This is a genomic window from Bradyrhizobium sp. YCK136, assembly GCF_044570075.1.
GTDB lineage: Bacteria > Pseudomonadota > Alphaproteobacteria > Rhizobiales > Xanthobacteraceae > Bradyrhizobium > Bradyrhizobium diazoefficiens.
Genome location: NZ_CP172424.1, coordinates 9,656,895 through 9,674,302, shown reverse-complemented (window position 1 = coordinate 9,674,302; position 17,408 = coordinate 9,656,895). Strand labels below are relative to the sequence as shown.

15 protein-coding genes are annotated in these 17,408 nt (G+C 65.9%); 3 read left to right on the top strand and 12 right to left on the bottom strand.

Features of this window, described 5'->3' with window-relative positions; translation table 11 throughout:
- Positions 1–212: 212 nt before the first annotated feature.
- The 8 genes from ACFLEY_RS46740 to ubiE all read right to left on the bottom strand — a co-directional run bounded on the left by ACFLEY_RS46740 (position 213) and on the right by ubiE (position 10,252).
- Positions 213–935 (bottom strand): nucleotidyltransferase family protein, encoded by a 723-nt coding sequence (locus tag ACFLEY_RS46740; protein WP_060909556.1) that lies wholly within the window; start codon positions 933–935, stop codon positions 213–215.
- Between the two features lie 192 nt (positions 936–1,127).
- Positions 1,128–1,445: a PilZ domain-containing protein gene (locus ACFLEY_RS46735; protein WP_011083578.1), complete on the bottom strand. Its 318-nt coding sequence runs from the start codon at positions 1,443–1,445 to the stop codon at positions 1,128–1,130.
- An 87-nt stretch (positions 1,446–1,532) separates the two neighbouring features.
- Positions 1,533–3,089 (bottom strand): tRNA (adenosine(37)-N6)-threonylcarbamoyltransferase complex ATPase subunit type 1 TsaE, encoded by a 1,557-nt coding sequence (gene tsaE / locus ACFLEY_RS46730; protein WP_060909555.1) that lies wholly within the window; start codon positions 3,087–3,089, stop codon positions 1,533–1,535.
- Positions 3,086–5,590 carry a PAS domain-containing sensor histidine kinase gene (locus tag ACFLEY_RS46725; protein WP_060909554.1) on the bottom strand — a complete coding sequence of 835 codons (2,505 nt, stop codon included), beginning with the start codon at positions 5,588–5,590 and terminating at the stop codon, positions 3,086–3,088. The genes tsaE and ACFLEY_RS46725 overlap by 4 nt, the downstream gene beginning before the upstream one ends.
- A gap of 366 nt (positions 5,591–5,956) precedes the next feature.
- Entirely contained in the window at positions 5,957–6,415 is a 459-nt protein-coding gene (gene dut, locus ACFLEY_RS46720; protein ID WP_011083581.1) for a dUTP diphosphatase, read from the bottom strand.
- The gene (gene coaBC / locus ACFLEY_RS46715) at positions 6,412–7,863 is read right to left on the bottom strand and encodes a bifunctional phosphopantothenoylcysteine decarboxylase/phosphopantothenate--cysteine ligase CoaBC (RefSeq protein ID WP_011083582.1); all 1,452 of its coding nucleotides are present in this window, start codon (positions 7,861–7,863) and stop codon (positions 6,412–6,414) included. Before coaBC ends, dut begins: the two co-directional genes overlap by 4 nt.
- Positions 7,864–7,919: 56 nt before the next feature.
- On the bottom strand, positions 7,920–9,494 hold the full coding sequence (gene ubiB / locus ACFLEY_RS46710; protein WP_060909553.1) for a 2-polyprenylphenol 6-hydroxylase: 1,575 nt from the start codon (positions 9,492–9,494) through the stop codon (positions 7,920–7,922).
- The gene (gene ubiE / locus ACFLEY_RS46705) at positions 9,491–10,252 is read right to left on the bottom strand and encodes a bifunctional demethylmenaquinone methyltransferase/2-methoxy-6-polyprenyl-1,4-benzoquinol methylase UbiE (RefSeq protein WP_060909552.1); all 762 of its coding nucleotides are present in this window, start codon (positions 10,250–10,252) and stop codon (positions 9,491–9,493) included. The genes ubiB and ubiE overlap by 4 nt, the downstream gene beginning before the upstream one ends.
- Positions 10,253–10,353: 101 nt before the next feature.
- Between ubiE and mutM the strand changes: the two genes are divergently transcribed.
- Complete coding sequence (gene mutM / locus ACFLEY_RS46700; protein WP_060909551.1) at positions 10,354–11,235, top strand: bifunctional DNA-formamidopyrimidine glycosylase/DNA-(apurinic or apyrimidinic site) lyase; 882 nt, start codon at positions 10,354–10,356, stop codon at positions 11,233–11,235.
- Positions 11,236–11,407: 172 nt separating this feature from the next.
- Here the strand turns inward: mutM and ACFLEY_RS46695 are convergent, their stop codons facing one another.
- Complete coding sequence (locus tag ACFLEY_RS46695; RefSeq protein ID WP_060909550.1) at positions 11,408–12,151, bottom strand: ParA family protein; 744 nt, start codon at positions 12,149–12,151, stop codon at positions 11,408–11,410.
- Between the two features lie 245 nt (positions 12,152–12,396).
- Positions 12,397–13,758: a serine protease gene (locus tag ACFLEY_RS46690; protein ID WP_060912800.1), complete on the bottom strand. Its 1,362-nt coding sequence runs from the start codon at positions 13,756–13,758 to the stop codon at positions 12,397–12,399.
- A 267-nt stretch (positions 13,759–14,025) separates the two neighbouring features.
- Here ACFLEY_RS46690 and ACFLEY_RS46685 point away from each other — a divergent pair, with 267 nt between their 5' ends.
- Complete coding sequence (locus ACFLEY_RS46685; protein WP_060909549.1) at positions 14,026–14,829, top strand: molybdopterin-synthase adenylyltransferase MoeB; 804 nt, start codon at positions 14,026–14,028, stop codon at positions 14,827–14,829.
- 50 nt (positions 14,830–14,879) lie between these two features.
- Here the strand turns inward: ACFLEY_RS46685 and ACFLEY_RS46680 are convergent, their stop codons facing one another.
- On the bottom strand, positions 14,880–15,881 hold the full coding sequence (locus tag ACFLEY_RS46680) for a D-glycerate dehydrogenase (RefSeq protein ID WP_011083589.1): 1,002 nt from the start codon (positions 15,879–15,881) through the stop codon (positions 14,880–14,882).
- 331 nt (positions 15,882–16,212) lie between these two features.
- Between ACFLEY_RS46680 and ACFLEY_RS46675 the strand changes: the two genes are divergently transcribed.
- The gene (locus ACFLEY_RS46675; protein ID WP_011083590.1) at positions 16,213–16,743 is read left to right on the top strand and encodes an SH3 domain-containing protein; all 531 of its coding nucleotides are present in this window, start codon (positions 16,213–16,215) and stop codon (positions 16,741–16,743) included.
- Between the two features lie 155 nt (positions 16,744–16,898).
- Here ACFLEY_RS46675 and irrA read toward each other — a convergent pair whose 3' ends face one another.
- Positions 16,899–17,390 carry an iron response transcriptional regulator IrrA gene (gene irrA / locus ACFLEY_RS46670; protein ID WP_060909548.1) on the bottom strand — a complete coding sequence of 164 codons (492 nt, stop codon included), beginning with the start codon at positions 17,388–17,390 and terminating at the stop codon, positions 16,899–16,901.
- Between the last annotated feature and the right edge of the window lie 18 nt (positions 17,391–17,408).

Below are 17,408 nucleotides of genomic sequence, written 5' to 3'. Positions count from 1 at the left end.
GCTGCCTGATTCGGGATCAGGCGCCAATATAGGGAGGCGGACACAAATGGTCATGGGCGGAGGTGAAGTCGTCCCCGCTGTTCGTCACGGCCCGTAGCCTCGTAGGGTGGGCAAAGGCGCGCTTGCGCCGTGCCCACCGTATTCGTCATTGGAGTTAGCTTGTGCGGTGGGCACGCTTCGCTTTGCCCACCCTACGGCACCGTGTTCGCGGCCTACGCCACGCTCTCCAGAAACGCCTCTTCCGCCGCATGCACCGCATCGGGCGTGCCGACATGCATCCAGACGCCGTCGAGGCGCAGGCCGAACAGGCGCTCCTGCTCGTTGGCGCGGTCGAACATCTTGGTCAGCGAGAACTCGCCCTGCGGCGCATCGGCGAAGATCGACGGCGACAGGATCGCCGCGCCGGCATAGACGAACGGAACGACCTCTTTCTCCTTGCGCTTGCGCAGGGCTCCGTCGGGCAGCATGCCGTAATCGCCGCGGCCGCTATAGCCGATGCTGGTCGCCGTCGGCGCCATCAAGAGCAGGATGTCCATGCGCGCGGGATCGAAGTTTTCGGCAAGCCGCGCGAGGTTCGAGCGCACGCCGTCGATCCACAGTGTGTCGGAATTGACATGGAAGAATGGCGCGTTGCCGAGCAGCGGCAGCGCCTTGACCACGCCGCCGCCGGTGCCGAGCACCTGGTTGCGCTCGTCCGAGATGGTCACGCGCGGATGCTGGCGCGATGCGACGTGATCGATGATCTGGTCCGGCAGGTAATGCACGTTGACCACCGCCTCGGTCACGCCGGCCTGGCCGAGCTTGTCGAGCACGTGGTCGAGCAGCGGCTGGCCCGCCACCGGCACCATCGGCTTCGGCATCTTGTCCGTCAACGGACGCATGCGCAGGCCGAACCCTGCGGCGAGCACCATGGCTTTGGTCGGTTTGACGGACATCGTTTGCTTTCTCAGATTCGTCTTTCTCAGCCTCGTGGACTCAGAACTCTTGGGATTAGAACTCTTGGAATTACTCTCGAAATTGCCCTTGGAATTCGCGCTCGCGGTAATCCTAGCACGGGACTCATTCAGCCGCACCGCATCTCAACCGCCTTAGCCTCCTGCCGTGACGGTTGTACGACGGGTGTGGCGTCACGCCCCGACGGATGCGGAACGCGCCTTTTTCTTCTTGTCGCCGAGCTTGAGGAAATTGACGCCGATCTGGTCGCCATTGACCCAGGCAAGCTCACAGCGCCGGTACGCGAGTCCGGTGGACGACAGCAGGAGAAAAAATTCCTTCAGATGGAGCCCTTCGACCGAACCGTCGATGGTCAGCTTGGCGCCGCTCTGGGAGACGTCCTCCATGGTGCAGTCGCGCCGCCACGTGCCGTCGATTCCCATCATCTGGGCCGGAATCCCACGCTCGAAAACAACCCGGCTGTTGCTGCGCTGGTCTGTCTTCACCGCCATCTGCCCTTGCTCCAGCCCGGTAATTATTCGGCTCCTTGCCGCCAGAATACCGACGTCTTGGCTAACAGCCGGTAAATCGGGCCCGAATCAGCCTTGGGGCGGTTCTGGTGCCGGTTCTTGTGACGGCCTTTGGGGTGGCGGGACGTTGGCGAGATACCAGTCGCGCAAATGGCTGAGCGCGGGATGCGCCAGCGAGCGCTGGAGGTAGGTCCAGATCCGCGGCTGGTGGCGCAGGTAATGCGGCTTGCCGTCGCGGCGGTTGAGCCGGGCGAAGGTGCCGAGCAGGCGGGTGTTCCGCTGCGCCGACATGATGGCGTAGAGCTCGGCGAAACCGGCCGGATCGAAGCTCGCATCACCAGCGCGGCGCGCCTTGATGTAGCGCGACAACAGCGTCAGCTCGAGATTCTCGGGCACGTCGATGCGGGCGTCCTGGAGCAGCGACACCACGTCGTAGGATTGCGGCCCTAGCACGGTGTCCTGGAAATCGATCACGCCGACGCGTTCGATGCCGGTGCGCATCCCGAGCCAGATCAAATTGGGCGAGTGATAGTCGCGGATGATCCACGTCCTCGGCGCGGCCAGCGGCTTCTTCAGCAGCTCGCGCCACATCGCAAAGAATTCCGCGCGCTTCGCCTCGCTCAGCGGCGCGTTGCGATCGGGCAGATACCATTCCGGCATCAATCCGATTTCGATCAGCATCGCTTCGGTGTCGAAGACCGGAATGGCGTAGCTCTGCCCGTCGAGCGGCAGCGTCTCCGGCAGCGTCTTGCCGTGCAGCACCGCCAGCACGTCGGTCGCGGCTTCGTAGCGCTCGGGAATCGGGCGCGGCGGGTTGCCTTCGATTACGCCTTCGCTGCCGAAATCCTCCGATATCAGGAAGCCGTGGTCGAGATCGGCATGATGGATCGCGGGCGCCGAGATGCCTTGCGCGCGCAGGCCTTCGTCGATGGCGACGAAGGGTTTGACGTTTTCGGCGAGATGCACCGCGGCGCTGTAGGACTTTCCGTTGTAGAGCGCCGCGCCGTCGGGGCGCTGCGGAAAGTTCATGAGGATGACGATCTCGTCGTCGCGCAGCAGCCGCGCGTAGGACCGTGTCGAGGCGTCGCCGGCCATGCGCCGCCGCATTGCGTCGAGATAGCCGGATGCGTCGAGGAATTCGCGCAGCGCTCTCAGACGCGCGACCTGGGCTGCGCCCTTGCCGTAACCGGTGATGTCGGCGGCACGTGCGTTCGAGCCCAGAGCCGGACGATGGGTGAGTGCGATGTCGATGCGATCCTCGGGCAGCGCCGACGGCGCACGCTCCGGCCATTCGATCAGGACAAGCGTGGCGTCCGGCAGCGGCGACAGCCCGATCTCCTCGAGCTCGCTCTCGTCCTCGACGCGGTAGAGGTCGGCATGCATGACCGGAAACGGCGGCAGCTCATAACCCTGCACCAGAGTGAAGGTCGGGCTCGGCACTTCCAGCGCCTCGTCGTCGGCGAGGTAGCGGATCATGGCGCGGGCGGCCGCGGTCTTGCCGGCGCCGAGGTCGCCGGTGAGCGTGATGACATCGCCCGGCCCGACCAGCAGCGCGAGATCAGCCATCAGTTGCGCGGTGGCCGTCTCGTTGTGAAGCGCGACGGAGAATGTGGTTGGCGCGCTCATTCGGCGGCGTCGCGATGCGCCGCCTGGTCGGTCGGGAAGTCGCAGATCACGACCGTGCCCCGGCCCACGATCGAATCCACCCGCACCTTGCCGCCATGCAGCTCGACGAAGGAGCGCACCAGCGACAGGCCGAGCCCGGCGCCGCGGTGACGCGACCCCTGCGAGCGGCTTTCGAACCAGTTGAACACCTTGTCCTTCATGTCGGCAGGTATTCCAGGCCCGGAATCTGTCACAGTGAAGACCACACTGTGCTCGGTGCGACGCGCGCTGATGCCGACGGTGGAATCCTGTGGAGAAAACCCGACGGCGTTGGCGAGGAGGTTATAGAGCACCTGCACCACGCGCTTTTCGTCGCCGATGAAGCTGCCGATATCGGGCGCGATCTCGACCTTCAGGCGGATGCGGTCGGTGGCGAGCCGGTCCTGGATGCCCTCGGCGGCGAGCTCGATGGTCTTGCTGACGTCGACCGGGCCGAGTTCCAGCTTCATCGCGCCGGCGTCGATGGTGGCGAGATCGAGGATGTTGTTGGTCAGCGCCAGCAGCGCGTTGGTCGATTTGGTGACGTAGTCGAGATATTCGGCCTGTTTCGGCGTCAGCGGTCCGGTCGAGGGATCGCTGAGGAAATGCGCGAAGCCGATGATGGTGGTGAGCGGCGAGCGCAGCTCGTAGGAGACGTGGTGGACGAAATCCACCTTCATCTGGTCGGCGGCCTCCAGCGCCTCGTTGCGCTCGCGCAGCGCGCGCTCGACGTTCTCGGTGTCGGTGATGTCCTGGAACGTCAGCATGGTGGCGCCGTCGTGCAGCGGCCGGATCATGCCGTCGAGCACGCTGCCGTCCTTGCGCTCCAGCTTCAGCGGCACGTCGGCGCGGCTCTCGATCGAGGTGACGGCCTCGCGGATCTGCCGCCAGACCACGGGATCGTCGAACAGCTGATGGCACCAGCCTTCGACGGTCTGGATGTGCGGCTCGTCGCGCATCGCGTCGCTCGACAGCTTCCACATCCGGACGAAGGCCGGGTTGAAGAGCTGCGCCTTGCCGTTGCTGCCGAACACCGCGACGCCCTCGGCGAGGCTGTCCAGCGTCTCGCGCTGGACGCGGATCATGCCGTCGAAGCGGCGGGCGAGCTCGAGGCTCTCGGTGACGTCGTCGAACAGATAGGTGACGCCGCCTTCCGGGTTCGGCGTGGTGACGACGGAGAGGGCGCGGCCGTCGGGCAGATACCAGGTATCCTTGGCGGCCTCGACCGCGCGATACGCCTCGTGCAGCTTGGCCTTCCAGGCGCGGAAGTCGGGCTGCTCCGGCAGTTTTCGCGCGGCACGGAGCTGGTCCAGCACGCTGGAATCATCGGGATTGGCGTCGAGGAAGGTACGGTCGAGGTCCCATAGCCGGCGGTAGGAATCGTTGTAGAAGGCAAGGCGCCGGTGGCCGTCGAACACGGCGACGCCGGAGGAGAGCTGGTCGAGCGTGCGGCGATGCGCCTCCGCCATCCGCACCAGCGCCGAGCTCAGCGCATCCGCCTCGCTGGCATCGATCGCGACGCCGACGCTGCCGCTGCCGACATTGACGGCGCGCACGTCGTAGATGCGCCGCTCGCCGCCGATCACGATCGGCAGCCGGGAGGTGAAATTGGCCGCGTCCTTCAGTCCCCGTTCCATGGCGCTGCGGTCGGCGCTGTCGAGCAGCTCGAGCTTGCGCTCGTGGGCGTCGCTGAAGCTCGCGGCCTCGGTCGCACGGACATAGGCCGGGTTGGCGAAAGTGAGCGCACCGTTCTCGCCCTTGGCCCAGATCGGCCAGGGTGCCGCCGCAGCGAAGCCGCGCAGCATCTCGGTCTCGTCGGAGAGCGCCTTGTAGCGCAGATTAGTTTCGGCGAGATCCCGGCGCAGGCCCGAGAGTTCGAGAATCCTGACAATGGCCTGGCCACCGATGGCGCGGCCGATGGCTTCCAGCGTATGGCCATGCGCGGTGGTCAGCGTCAGCTGGAACCCGTCGCCGCGGTCGCGCAGCGCATCCACAGCGTGGTCCATCTGGAGCGCCGGTTCCGGCGGCAGCCAGGTTCCGAAGGCGAGCACGCGCTGAGGGGAGGAGTCGCGCGGCAGCACCATCGAGACGTCGCCCGAAATCTGCGCGCGGTTGTCGCCGGCCGGCCAGGAGATCAGGATCTGCGGCTCGGCGAACAGCAGCGCACCGAAGCGGTCGGCCTGGAGTTGCAGTTCCCCGATCCGCGCGCGCAGCCGCGCCTCGTTCTTCGCCGTGCGCACGCGCGTACGCATCAGCAGGATCGCGGCCATCACCGAGAAGCCGAGCAGCGCCAGCGCGGTGGCGAGCACCGCAAGTTCCTGCCGGTTGAAGTCCAGCAATTCCGAAAGTGTGCCAACGAAGTCGGCGGCCTCAGCCGGCGCAGCCGGCAGCAGCGCCGCGAGAGCGCTCCCGATCAGGCCGTCGCGCACGAGCGATGTGCACGATAGCAGCGTCCGACGCATCGACACGATCACGCCTGACATAGTTGCCCCAAGACCGCACGAATTTACGCGCGGCGACCCCCGTCGCGCGCGAATCAAACGACAATACCCCCACCGTGACTCCACCGGTAAGAGTCCAGATCGTGAACGCAAAGGCGGCCCCAAAAAAATGCGGGACGTGGCGTTCCGGGTTCACGTAGTTCTTCGGGGAATTCGGCTGGAGTTGCCGTGCGTTAGCGGCCCCTGCGAATTGTTGCCCCGATGAAGGTGCGCTCCCTCGCCCGCTCGCGGGGAAGGGGGTGTCTCCGCGGTGGGAATCCCCAAGAGGAGAGAACCCTCACCCGCGTCGCTTCGCTCCGCGACCTCTCTCGCAAGCGGGAGAGGTGAAGCCCAACTCGCTGCCGTGCGTTAGCGCCCGGTCGAGCCGAAGCCGCCGGCGCCGCGATCGGTCGCCGACAAGGTCGCCACCGGAACCAGCGCGGCCTGAACCACGGGCGCGATGACCATCTGCGCGATCCGCTCGCCGCGCTTGATCACGAAGGCCGCTGCGCCGTGGTTGATCAGGATCACCTTGATCTCGCCGCGATAGTCCGCGTCGATGGTTCCGGGCGAGTTCAGTACGGTGACGCCGTGCTTGGCGGCAAGCCCCGAGCGCGGCCGCACCTGCGCCTCGTGCCCGGGCGGCAAGGCGATCGCAAGGCCGGTCGGCACCAGCGCATATCGGCCGGACGCAAGCGTCAGCGGCGCGTCCTCCGGAACCGCGGCCATCAGGTCGAGACCGGCGGCCTCCGCCGTCTGATAGGCCGGCAGCGGCAGGCCCTCGGCATGCGGCAGGCGTTGCAGTTCGACCGTGACTTTCGTGCTCAAGATGCGGGCTCCAGGGATTTGCCGATCACACTCTTGACGATATGTGCGATCAGCTCGGTGGCGACCTGTTCCTTGGTCATCGCGGGCCAGGAATCAACCGCGATCTCGCCGTTCTTCTCACCATTCTTGCGGCTGATGAGGTGGACAGTGTTGCGGTCGCCGCCCATCACGCCGGTCGCCGGCGAGACGTCGTTGGCGACGATCCAGTCGCAGCCCTTGCGGGCAAGCTTTGTCTTGGCGTTGTCGATGAGGTGCTCGGTCTCGGCGGCGAAGCCGATCACCAGCGGCGGGCGCTTGTCGGTCAGCTTCGCGATCGTGGCGAGGATGTCGGGGTTCTCGACCAGCTGGAGCGGCGGCATGCCGGCCGAGGTCTTCTTCAGCTTCTGCTCGCCCTCATTGGCGACACGCCAGTCGGCGACCGCAGCGGCGAAGATCGCAATGTCGGCGGGAAGGGCCGCCTGCACCTGCTCCAGCATCTGCCGCGCCGATTCCACATGCTTCACCGTCACGCCCTGGGGATCGCCGAGATCGACCGGGCCGCTCACCAAAATCACCTCGGCACCGGCGGCCTGCGCGGCGGCGGCGATGGCAAAGCCCTGCTTGCCGGAAGAGCGGTTGGCGATGTAGCGCACCGGGTCGATCGGCTCGTGGGTCGGGCCCGCGGTGATCAGCACGCGCTTGCCGGCGAGCGGGCGCGGCACCGGCGGCCGCAGCAGGCGCTCGGCGGCGGCGGCGATCTCCAACGCCTCGGACATGCGGCCGATACCGGCTTCACCCGCCTCGGCCATCTCTCCGGAATTCGGCCCGATCAGCACGACGCCGTCGCGCTGAAGCTGCGCGACGTTGCGTCGGGTCGCCGCGTTGTTCCACATCAGCGGATTCATCGCCGGCGCCAGCAGCACCTTGCGGTTGGTCGCGAGCAGAATGGCGCTGGCGAGGTCGTCGGCATGGCCGTTCGCCATCTTGGCCATCAGGTCGGCCGTGGCGGGGGCCACCACGATCAAGTCGCAGTCACGGGCCAGGCGGATATGGCCGGCGTCGAACTCGCTCTGGGGATCGAACAGGTCGGTATAGACGCGCTCATGCGAAAGGGCGCTGACCGAGAGCGGCGTGACGAATTGCTGGGCCGCGTTGGTCAGCACGCAGCGGACCTCGATGCGCCGCTCCTTCAGCCTTCGGATCAGGTCGAGCGATTTAAAGGCCGCGATCCCGCCGCCGATGATCAGAGTGACGCTGGCCTCGGCAAGGGCGCCGGTGCGCTGAGGCGTCGGAGCGGTGGATGCCGTAGGCGGCACCGCAAAGGGCGTCAACGGCTCCTCACGGCCCTCGATCAGCTCCCGCAGGATGACCCGGACCTCTTCCTCAAGGGACCTGTGATTCTTGGCCGAACGCAGCCGCAGATAGGTTTTGACGTGTTCGTCGAGCTTGCGGATGGTTAGGCTCGCCATGACGCCCTCCGGCACGGAATGATAGCGATGCTATCAATCAAGTGATTGCAGTGCAATCACAAATTCTGGACGGCGATCAGGATCCCGATGAGGGTCGCTGCGATGATCCAGAGCGCCACAGTGCGCCAGCGGTTCTTGCGGCCCTCGCTGCGGCCCATCGCCGCGATGCTCTCCGGCGACAGCCGCAGGCCCTCCCGCGTCATGGTCTCGAGCTGCTCGAGCACTGCAACGGAGCGCTGCGCGATATCGGGCAGGCGCATCAGCACGCGGGCGAGGTCGCCGCCGCCGGTGAGCGCGCCCTGCACCCGGCCGATCGGCCCGAGATTGCGCTCGATCCACTCACGCACCACGGGGTCGGCGGTCTTCCAGATATCCAGCCTGGGATCGAAGCCGCGCGCCACGCCTTCGACCACGACCATGGTCTTCTGGAGCAGGATCAGCTCGGGCCGTGTCGTCATGTCGAACAGGCCGGTGACCTCGAGCAGCAGCGTCAGCAGCCGCGCCATCGAGATCTCTTCGGCCGTGCGGTTGTGGATCGGCTCGCCGATGGCGCGGATGGCTTGCGCGAAATTCTCGACGGAGTGGTGCGCGGGCACGTAGCCCGCCTCGAAATGCACCTCCGCCACACGGCGATAATCGCGGGTGATGAAGCCGAGCAGAATTTCGGCGAGGAAGCGCCGCTCCTTCATCCCGAGCCGGCCCATGATGCCGAAATCGACCGCGACGAGGCGGCCGGTGTCGTCCAGGAAAAGATTGCCCGGATGCATGTCGGCGTGGAAAAAGCCGTCGCGCAGCGCGTGGCGCAGAAAGCTCTGGATCACCTTGCGGCCGAGATCGGGCAGGTCGACCTGCGCCTCTGCCAGGCGCTTGTGATCGTTCAGCGCGATGCCGTCGATCCACTCCATCGTCAGCACGTTGTGCGTGGTACGGTCCCAGTCGACCGTGGGCACGCGGAAGTCGAGATCGTCGCCCGTGTTCTCCGCCATTTCCGACATTGCAGCCGCTTCCAGCCGCAGGTCCATCTCCATCGCGACCGAGCGCGACATGGTGTTGATGACCTCGATCAGGCGCAGCCGCCGCGCCTCGGCCGAATAGGTCTCGGCCTTGTGCGCAACGTAGAAGAAATCGGAGAGATCACGCCGGAAGCGCGAGGCCACATTCGGGCGCAGCACTTTCACGGCGACTGCCTTGCGGATGCCGTCACGTACCACTTCGCCGCGATGCACCTGAGCGATCGAGGCGGCGGCGACCGGCGGGCCGAGGCTCGCGAACACGTCCTTGAGCGGACGCTCCAGGGAGGCTGCGATCGCAGCTTCCGCTTCTGCTTGCGAAAACGGCGGCAGGCGATCCTGGAGACTTTCCAGGTCACGCGCCATGATGACGCCGACGACGTCGGGGCGCGTCGCCAGAAACTGCCCGAGCTTGAGATAGGCCGGGCCCATCCGGGTCAGCGCGCGCGACAGTCGCGGCCCGTGCTTTGGACCGCGCCGTTCGACGATGCGCGCAAGCTTCAGCGCGAGCTGCCCGGGCGGCGGCACCAGGCTCGGATCGACGGAGCCGAACACGCCTTCGCGCGCGAACACGAACGCAGCGCGCATGAGGCGCGCGGTGTGGGTAATTGCAGAAATCACAAACGCCAGCCCGAATGCAGTGCGACGATGCCGCCGGACAATGTCTGCCAGTTCACGCGGGCAAAGCCTGCGTCGCGGATCATGTCGGCGAAGGCGTTGGGCTTGGGAAACTTGCGGATCGATTCGACGAGATATTGGTAGGACTCGGCGTCGCCCGTGATCATGCGGCCGAGCGGCGGGATCACCTTGAACGAGAACAGGTCATAGAGCTTGTCGAGGCCGGGCATCTCGACGGTGGAGAATTCCAGGCACAGGAAGCGGCTGCCGGGCCTCAGCACGCGATAGGCCTCGCGCAGCGCCAGGTCGATCTGCGGCACGTTGCGGATGCCGAAAGCGATCGTATATGCGTCAAAGCTGCGGTCGGCAAAGGCGAGCGCTTCGGCATTGCCTTCGACGAAATCGACCTGGGTCGCGAGATGGCGCTTGGCGGCGCGCTCGCGGCCCACGGCGAGCATGTCGGAATTGATGTCGCAGACCGTGGCGTGAAAGCCGGGGCCGGCGGCCTTGGCGGCGCGGAACGAGATGTCGCCGGTGCCGCCGGCGACGTCGAGCAACGCGAACGGCCGGTCGCCCCTCGGCGGATCCAGCGCGTTGATCATGATGTCCTTCCAGACCCGGTGCAGGCCGCCGGACATCAAGTCGTTCATCAGGTCATAGCGCGACGCAACGCTGTGAAACACATCGTTCACCAGCGTCTGCTTGTCCCCCAGGGGAACGTCCCTGAAGCCAAAATGCGTGGTTTCGCCCGGCCGATCCATTACTCTACTCCACGAGGCGGACCATAGCGCGCCCGCCGCAATGGCGCTATCACACCGCCCTCATAAGGTGAATGCCTGACCATGCCTGACCATGCCTGACCATGCCTGAATTGCCCGAAGTCGAGACCGTCCGCCGCGGCCTTCAGCCCGTCATGGAAGGTGCGAAAATCGTCGTCGCGGAGGCCCGCCGGCCGGACTTGCGCTTTCCGTTCCAGCCGGACTTCGTGGCCCGGCTCCAGGGGCAGGTCGTCACGGGGCTCGGCCGCCGCGCAAAATATCTCATGGCCGATCTGGCCTCCGGCGACGTGCTCTTGATGCATCTGGGCATGTCGGGCTCGTTTCGTGTCATCAAGCCGGACAATGATGTCGCACCTGGGGAGTTTCACTATCCACGGGGTAAGGACACCACCCATGACCACGTGCTGTTTCGGATGTCCTCCGGTGCCGACATCGTCTTCAACGATCCGCGCCGCTTCGGTTACATGAAAGTGATCGCGCGCAATGCGCTCGAGGACGAGCCGCTGCTCCGCGGCCTCGGCCCCGAGCCGCTCGGCAACGAATTCGATGCCGCGATGCTGGCGCGATCCTGCGAAGGCAAGGCCACCAGCCTGAAGGCCGCGCTGCTCGACCAGCGCGTGGTGGCAGGGCTCGGCAACATCTATGTCTGCGAAGCGCTGCATCGCTCGCACCTGTCGCCGCGCCGGATCGCTGCGACGTTAGCGACCAGGAAGGGCGAGCCAACGGATCACGCGAAGAGATTGGTCGGTGCGATCCACACCGTGCTGAACGACGCCATCAAGGCCGGCGGCTCGTCACTGCGCGACCATCGCCAGACCACAGGTGAGCTCGGCTACTTCCAGCATTCGTTCAAGGTCTATGACCGCGAAGGCGAGACCTGCAAGACGCCTGCCTGCGGCGGCACGATCAAGCGCTTCACCCAGAACGGCCGTTCGACCTTCTGGTGTCCGAAATGTCAGAAGTGAGGATCAGGCTCGCGACCGCGAGGCTGTGAGTCTCTGCGAGCGTGACGAGCTCACGACGACGTCATTGCGAGTGCAGTGAAGCAATCCGGCCGGGCTGGTGGCCGGATTGCTTCGACGCTGGTGCCCTTCCGGATGGGTGAAGGGCCGGCTGACGCCCGAACGATCGCCCCGCTCAGGACGCCAGTGTCGGGGTCTCGTCCGTGGAAAGCCCGGTGGCGGCATGCAGCAGGCCGTCCGGAGCCGACATGACCTGGTCGATCAGGGCATTGGTCGTGGCGCTGAGCTCGAGCCGGGTCTCGATCCACTGCCAGAGGCCGCGGATCTCGTCCGCCGACTTGCCGTTCGGCGCGAATTCGCTGACGGCGAGGCCGCCGGCGAGTGAATCCTGGTGGTCGTTGCGCATCACGATCAAGGGACGCGCGAGCACCTCGGCGAGATCGAGCGCGGCTTCCTCGGCGAGTGTGTTGGCGGCATTGTCGATGCGCTGGCCGCGGATCGGCGTCTGGTTCAGCACGAAGCTGTAGGGCCGCTTCCAGGCGCGTGCGACGCTCAGCGTCGAGGCGGTCGCCTCGATGTCCGCGACGCTCGGGCGGGCCGGGATCAGGCAGAGATCGGAATGACGGATCGCGGCGGTGGTCGCGGCGCTGAGGCCGGCCGCGGTGTCGACGATCGCGAGCTGGAGGCCGCTGTCGGCCAGCATGTTCAGGCGCGGCGCGATGTCGGCGGCGTGATAGATCGGCTCGACCACGAGATCCTCGGCGGTGCGACGGCGCTGCCAGTTGGACAGGGTGCCCTGCGGGTCGGTCTCGATCAGGCGGACGGTGAAGCCGGCCTGCTTGGCCGCCAGCGCGAGGCCGACGGCGAGCGTGCTCTTGCCACTGCCACCCTTTTGGGTGGCCAGTACGATGGTGTGCATGGAAGATGAATCCTTTGGAATGCCTGGGTCAGGAATACGCCACGCGAACGTGCATCGCTTCTGGATGCTGAGCTCTTCTCGCTCAGGACGTGCCGGCCCGATCCAAAGGGGATCGCGGAGGTCCGAATCAACGGTAACAATGATGTCGGAATCGGGAATGCCAGCTAATCCGTACCATTACTGGACCCGTAGTCGTACGTGCGATGTGCGCCGATAGACACGAGAGATTGTGATTGTCGCCTGGCTTACTTCCGCACGCAGATCACGCGGACGACTGCGGACTTCGCATCCGCTGAACTGCCGTTTGCTGTGACGCCGTTGGCCTTCAGGAAATCGCGCACCGTCTCCGCTGAGACCATCACGGCCTGCGATGCCGGCACCGACGTCGCGGGTCCCGCCACCATCGCCGGCTTCAACAGCGCAATGCCGGCGAATTTGCCGTCCGCGTCGATCGCGGGGCTGCCGGAAAATCCGACCGCCGGTGGTGGCGACAGCGCGGAATCGCTGCTCGCGACGGGTGCGAGCGCGCCCTTGACGCTCGAGACCCCGGCCGCGCCACCCTGGCTTTGCGGATCGGCGATGCCGACGACGTCGACATTCGTCTTCGCCCCGCCGCCAGCGAGGCCGAGTGGCTTCAGGCCACGCGCGCCGTAGATGTGCAGGAGCGCGAGATCGTGCTCCTTGTCCTCGGCAAGACGATCGGCGCTGCCGTAGCCGGCGATGGTGATCGCAAGGCAGCTGTCGGTGACGAGGCGGTCGGTGAGGATCGCGCCGTCGTCGCTGACGACGATGCCGGTGCCGTATTCGACGGTCTTGCGCGGCGGCGGTCCGGCTTGCGGACCTGCCGGAAATGCATTGAACGCGCTCGACATCGCGATCACGACCGGCTCGACCGTGTTCTCGGTGGCCTGGTCGTAGAGGATCGTCATGATGCGGACTTCGTCGCCCTTGAAGGTGCCGCGCACGTAGAATTTCTTCAGGCCCTGGAGCCCCGACAGCACGAAGAAGTCGGGCTTCACCACGGTGTAGTCGACCTTGCGTCCGGCCGGCTCCTTCTTCTCGGCGTCAGCGAGCTTCGCGGTCGTGGGGTTCGCCTCCTTGCGCCGGCTGAGCAGCACCTGCACAGTTCCGGTCGGCGAGGTCCATTTCGATCCGTTGGCATCGGTCGCCTGCTGCGGCACCAGTTTTGAGGGAATGCCGAGCCGGGCGCCGCTGGTCATCTCCGTCACGATCTTCCAGCCGACGCTGTCCTGCTTCCGCCGCGCGGTCTCGGCAAGCGCGGCGCGCTCCTGCGGATTGAGCACGCCGGTCGGCTTGCCGCCCTTGTTCTTCTGGTACTCCTTGATGGCATTGACCATGCGCTCGCTGACCTCGCCGGTGATGGCGCCGTTATATTGGCCGACCCAGGCGAGGTCGGACTGGAGCGAGAGGCGTTCGGCCTGCGCCATGGCATCGGCCGTTTCCGACGGTGTCTGAAGTGCGGGCGGGCGGATCGGAACGGTCTGGACCGTCTTCGGCTTGGTGCCGGGGATCTGCGGCGTCGTCATCTGGGCGTTTGCGCCTGTGGCGGCCGCAAACATCAGTGTTGCCGCAAGCATCGATCTCATGACAAATCCAGCCAGCCCATTGAACGCAATGCCATTGAAGCACATCTCGTTGGTCGCGAACAATCTCGGGGTGGTTCAGGCCTGCGGGCAGGCCGGACCCTCATCTGAGAGGACGTGAGTGTTACGGGTTCATTCCGGGGCGGCTCGAAGAGCCAAACCCGGAATCTCGAGATTCCGGGTTCGATGCTTCGCATCGCCCCGGAATGACAGTATGTGCGACTTCCGCGCTCCTCGCGGGGAGCGGCAGCAATCTAGGAAGAGCTGAGAATGCTGAGCCCGGACGAACTCGAACGTTATGCCCGCCATATCGTGCTGCGCGACGTCGGCGGCCCGGGCCAGGCCGCGCTGAAGCGGGCCTCCGTGCTGGTGATCGGCGCCGGCGGGCTCGGCGCGCCCGCCTTGATGTATCTGGCTGCCGCCGGGATCGGCACGCTCGGCGTGGTCGATGACGACGTGGTGTCGCTGTCCAACCTCCAGCGCCAGGTGATCCATACGACGCCCGATATCGGCCGGCACAAGGTCGAGAGCGCGGCCGAGCGCATTTCCGCTCTCAATCCGCATGTCCGCTTTGTCGGTCACGCCACCTGGCTCAACGCCGACAACGCGCTCAGCCTGATCGGCGACTACGACCTCGTGCTCGATGGCTCCGACAATTTCTCGACGCGCTATCTGGTCTCCGACGCATGCTTCTTCGCGAAGAAGCCGCTGATCACCGCGGCGCTCGGCACCTTCGACGGCTCGCTCACCACCATCCGCGCCCATGAAAAGAACGAGGCTGGCGAATTCAATCCGACCTATCGCTGCCTGTTTCCGGAGGCGCCGCCGCCCGGCACGGTGCCGGCCTGTGCCGAGGCCGGCGTCATGGGCGCGCTCGCGGGCGTGCTCGGCTCGATGATGGCGCTGGAGGCGATCCGCGAGATCGTCGGCTTCGGCGACGGCCTCGTCGGCCGCCTCCTGATGATCGATGCGCGCGCGATGCGCTTCGAGACGCTGCGCTATTCGCGCGATCCGGCCAATCCGCTCAACGGCGATGGTCCCGTGATCGAGGATCTAAGCATCCATCGCGCGTAGGCGCGCGTTCTTCAATCTCTACCCCCGCGTGGCTCCCAGCGCACAGCGCCTCAGAGCATGCTCGGCAGCACGCGATCCGGCGGCTTGTGCGCGTCGAGGAAGGTGCGGATGTTGATGATCACCTTCTCGCCCATCTCGACGCGGCCTTCGATCGTGGCCGAGCCCATGTGCGGCAGCAGCGTCACCTTGCCGGCTTTGGCGAGCCGCACCAGTTTGGGGTTCACCGCGGGCTCGTGCTCGTAGACGTCGAGCCCGGCGCCGCCGATCTCGCCGCCTTCGATCAGCTTGATCAGCGTGTCCTCGTCGGTCACCTCGCCGCGCGCAGTGTTGACGATGTAGGCGTCCTTGCGGATCAGCTTCAGCCGTCGCGCCGAGAGCAGGTGATAGGTCGCCGGCGTGTGCGGACAGTTCACCGAGAGGATGTCCATCCGCGCCAGCATCTGGTCGAGGCTTTCCCAATAGGTCGCGCCAAGCTCTTCGGCGATCTTCGGCGCCACGGGGCGGCGGTTGTGATAGTGAATCTGCAGGCCAAAGGCGCGGGCGCGGCGCGCCACTGCCTGGCCGATGCGGCCCATGCCGATGATGCCGAGGCGCTTGCCGCCGATGCGGTGGCCGAGCATCCAGGTTGGCGACCAGCCGGGCCAGGGCTTGCCTTCCGTCAGGATCGAGGCGCCTTCGATCATCCGCCGAGGCACGGCCAGGATCAGCGCCATGGTCATGTCGGCGGTGTCTTCGGTCAGAACCTTTGGCGTGTTGGTGACGGTGATGCCGCGCGCATGCGCGGCCTCGACATCGATATTGTCGACGCCGTTGCCGAAATTGGCGATCAGGCGCAGCTTGCAGTCGGGCTGGTTGACGATGTCGGCGGTGATGTGGTCGGTGACGGTCGGAACCAGCACGTCGGCGGTGCGCGCGGCTTCAGCGATCTGGTCGGCCGACATCGGCGTGTCGTCGAGATTGATCCGCGCGTCGAACAGCTCGCGCATCCGCGTCTCGATCGAATCCGGCAGCTTGCGCGTCACCACGACGAGGGGCTTTTTCTTCACCGACATGTCCTGCTCTCATGAGGCGTGGCAAGCCCGCCTCTGTCGCCAAAGGCCGGCCGTTCAGGCCTCATTAACCCGGTTGTTCGACACTGCCCTTGCCGTGTCGTCCCCGGCGTTTCCTTCAAGCTCTCCCGATATTTCCAGGCTGGAAAATCGGACCAAACTGGTTGTTCAAGCGTCCGTCCTCTCTAGCAGAAGGCCGGGCCAAGACAAGAACCACGGGGTAAGGCTTGGCGGAACACCCGCGTGGGGCGGGTCAGGGACGACCGCGGCAGGGTATTTTGGAATTTTGGGGTGAGGGTCCGGCTCGGCCGGGTCCTCGACAGGAGACGGGTTGATGGCGTTGGGGCGTTTTTGTTCGGTGATGGCGCTCGTTTGCACCTGGTTGAGCGCCTCGGTCAGCCCCTCGCATTCGGCGAAGGACAACACCCCGCAGAGCGCCAGCGGCCTCCCGGTGCCGCGCTATGTCAGCCTGAAGTCGGATCACGTGAACGTCCGTGCCGGTCCGACCAAGGACAATGACGTGGCCTGGGTCTATACCCGCGCCGGCCTGCCGGTCGAAATCACAGCCGAGTTCGAGAACTGGCGCCGGGTGCGCGATTCCGAAGGCGCCGAGGGCTGGGTCTATCACTCGCTGCTGTCGGGCCGCCGCACCGCGGTCGTTACCATGAAGCACAAGGACGAGCTCGCGCCGATCTATGACCGCGCCGATCCTGACAGCGCGGTTGCGGCCAAGCTCCAGGCCGGCGTCGTCACCCAGGTGAAGAAGTGCAGCGCAAACTGGTGCCGCGTCACCGGCAACGGTTTTGACGGCTGGATCCAGCAGGAACGCCTCTGGGGCGTGTATTCGGACGAGCAGGTGAATTGACGCTGCAGGCGTCATCCCGGGATGGCGCGAAGCGCCAGACCCGGGATCTCGAGATACGGGGTTCGGTGCTACGCACCGCCCGGAACGACGGCGTAAGCAATTATGGCCGGGACAAGCCCGGCTATCACGACCAAATCAACAGTTTAGGATAGATCTCAGCGCTTCTTGCGCAGGCGCACGACCATGTCGATGCGCGCGATCTCGTAACCCTCGGGCACCTCCGGCATCTTGGACAGCGCCAGATGCGGATCCTCGATGTCGACCAGCTCGTGGCTGTTCTCGAGGTAATAGTGGTGGTGCGTGGTGACGTTGGTGTCGAAATAGGTCTTGGTGCCGTCGACACTGACCTGGCGCAGCAGGCCGGCGTCGGTGAGCTGGTTCAGCGTGTTGTAGACGGTCGCCAGCGACACCGGAACCTTGGCCAGCGTGGCTTCCTCGTACAGCATTTCAGCCGTAAGGTGGCGAGCACCCTTGCCGAACAGGAGCCAGCCCAGCGCCATGCGCTGCCGCGTCGGGCGGAGCCCGGCGGACTGGAGCATTACGTTAACGTCGTGCCACGGGCAGCCGGTCAAAGCCGGCTGGCGGCCGGACAGGAGGGCCGCGGCATGGACGTCGTCGTCGTGATGGGGCGCGGTATTCTCGCTCATTTCCAGATTTCGGGCACG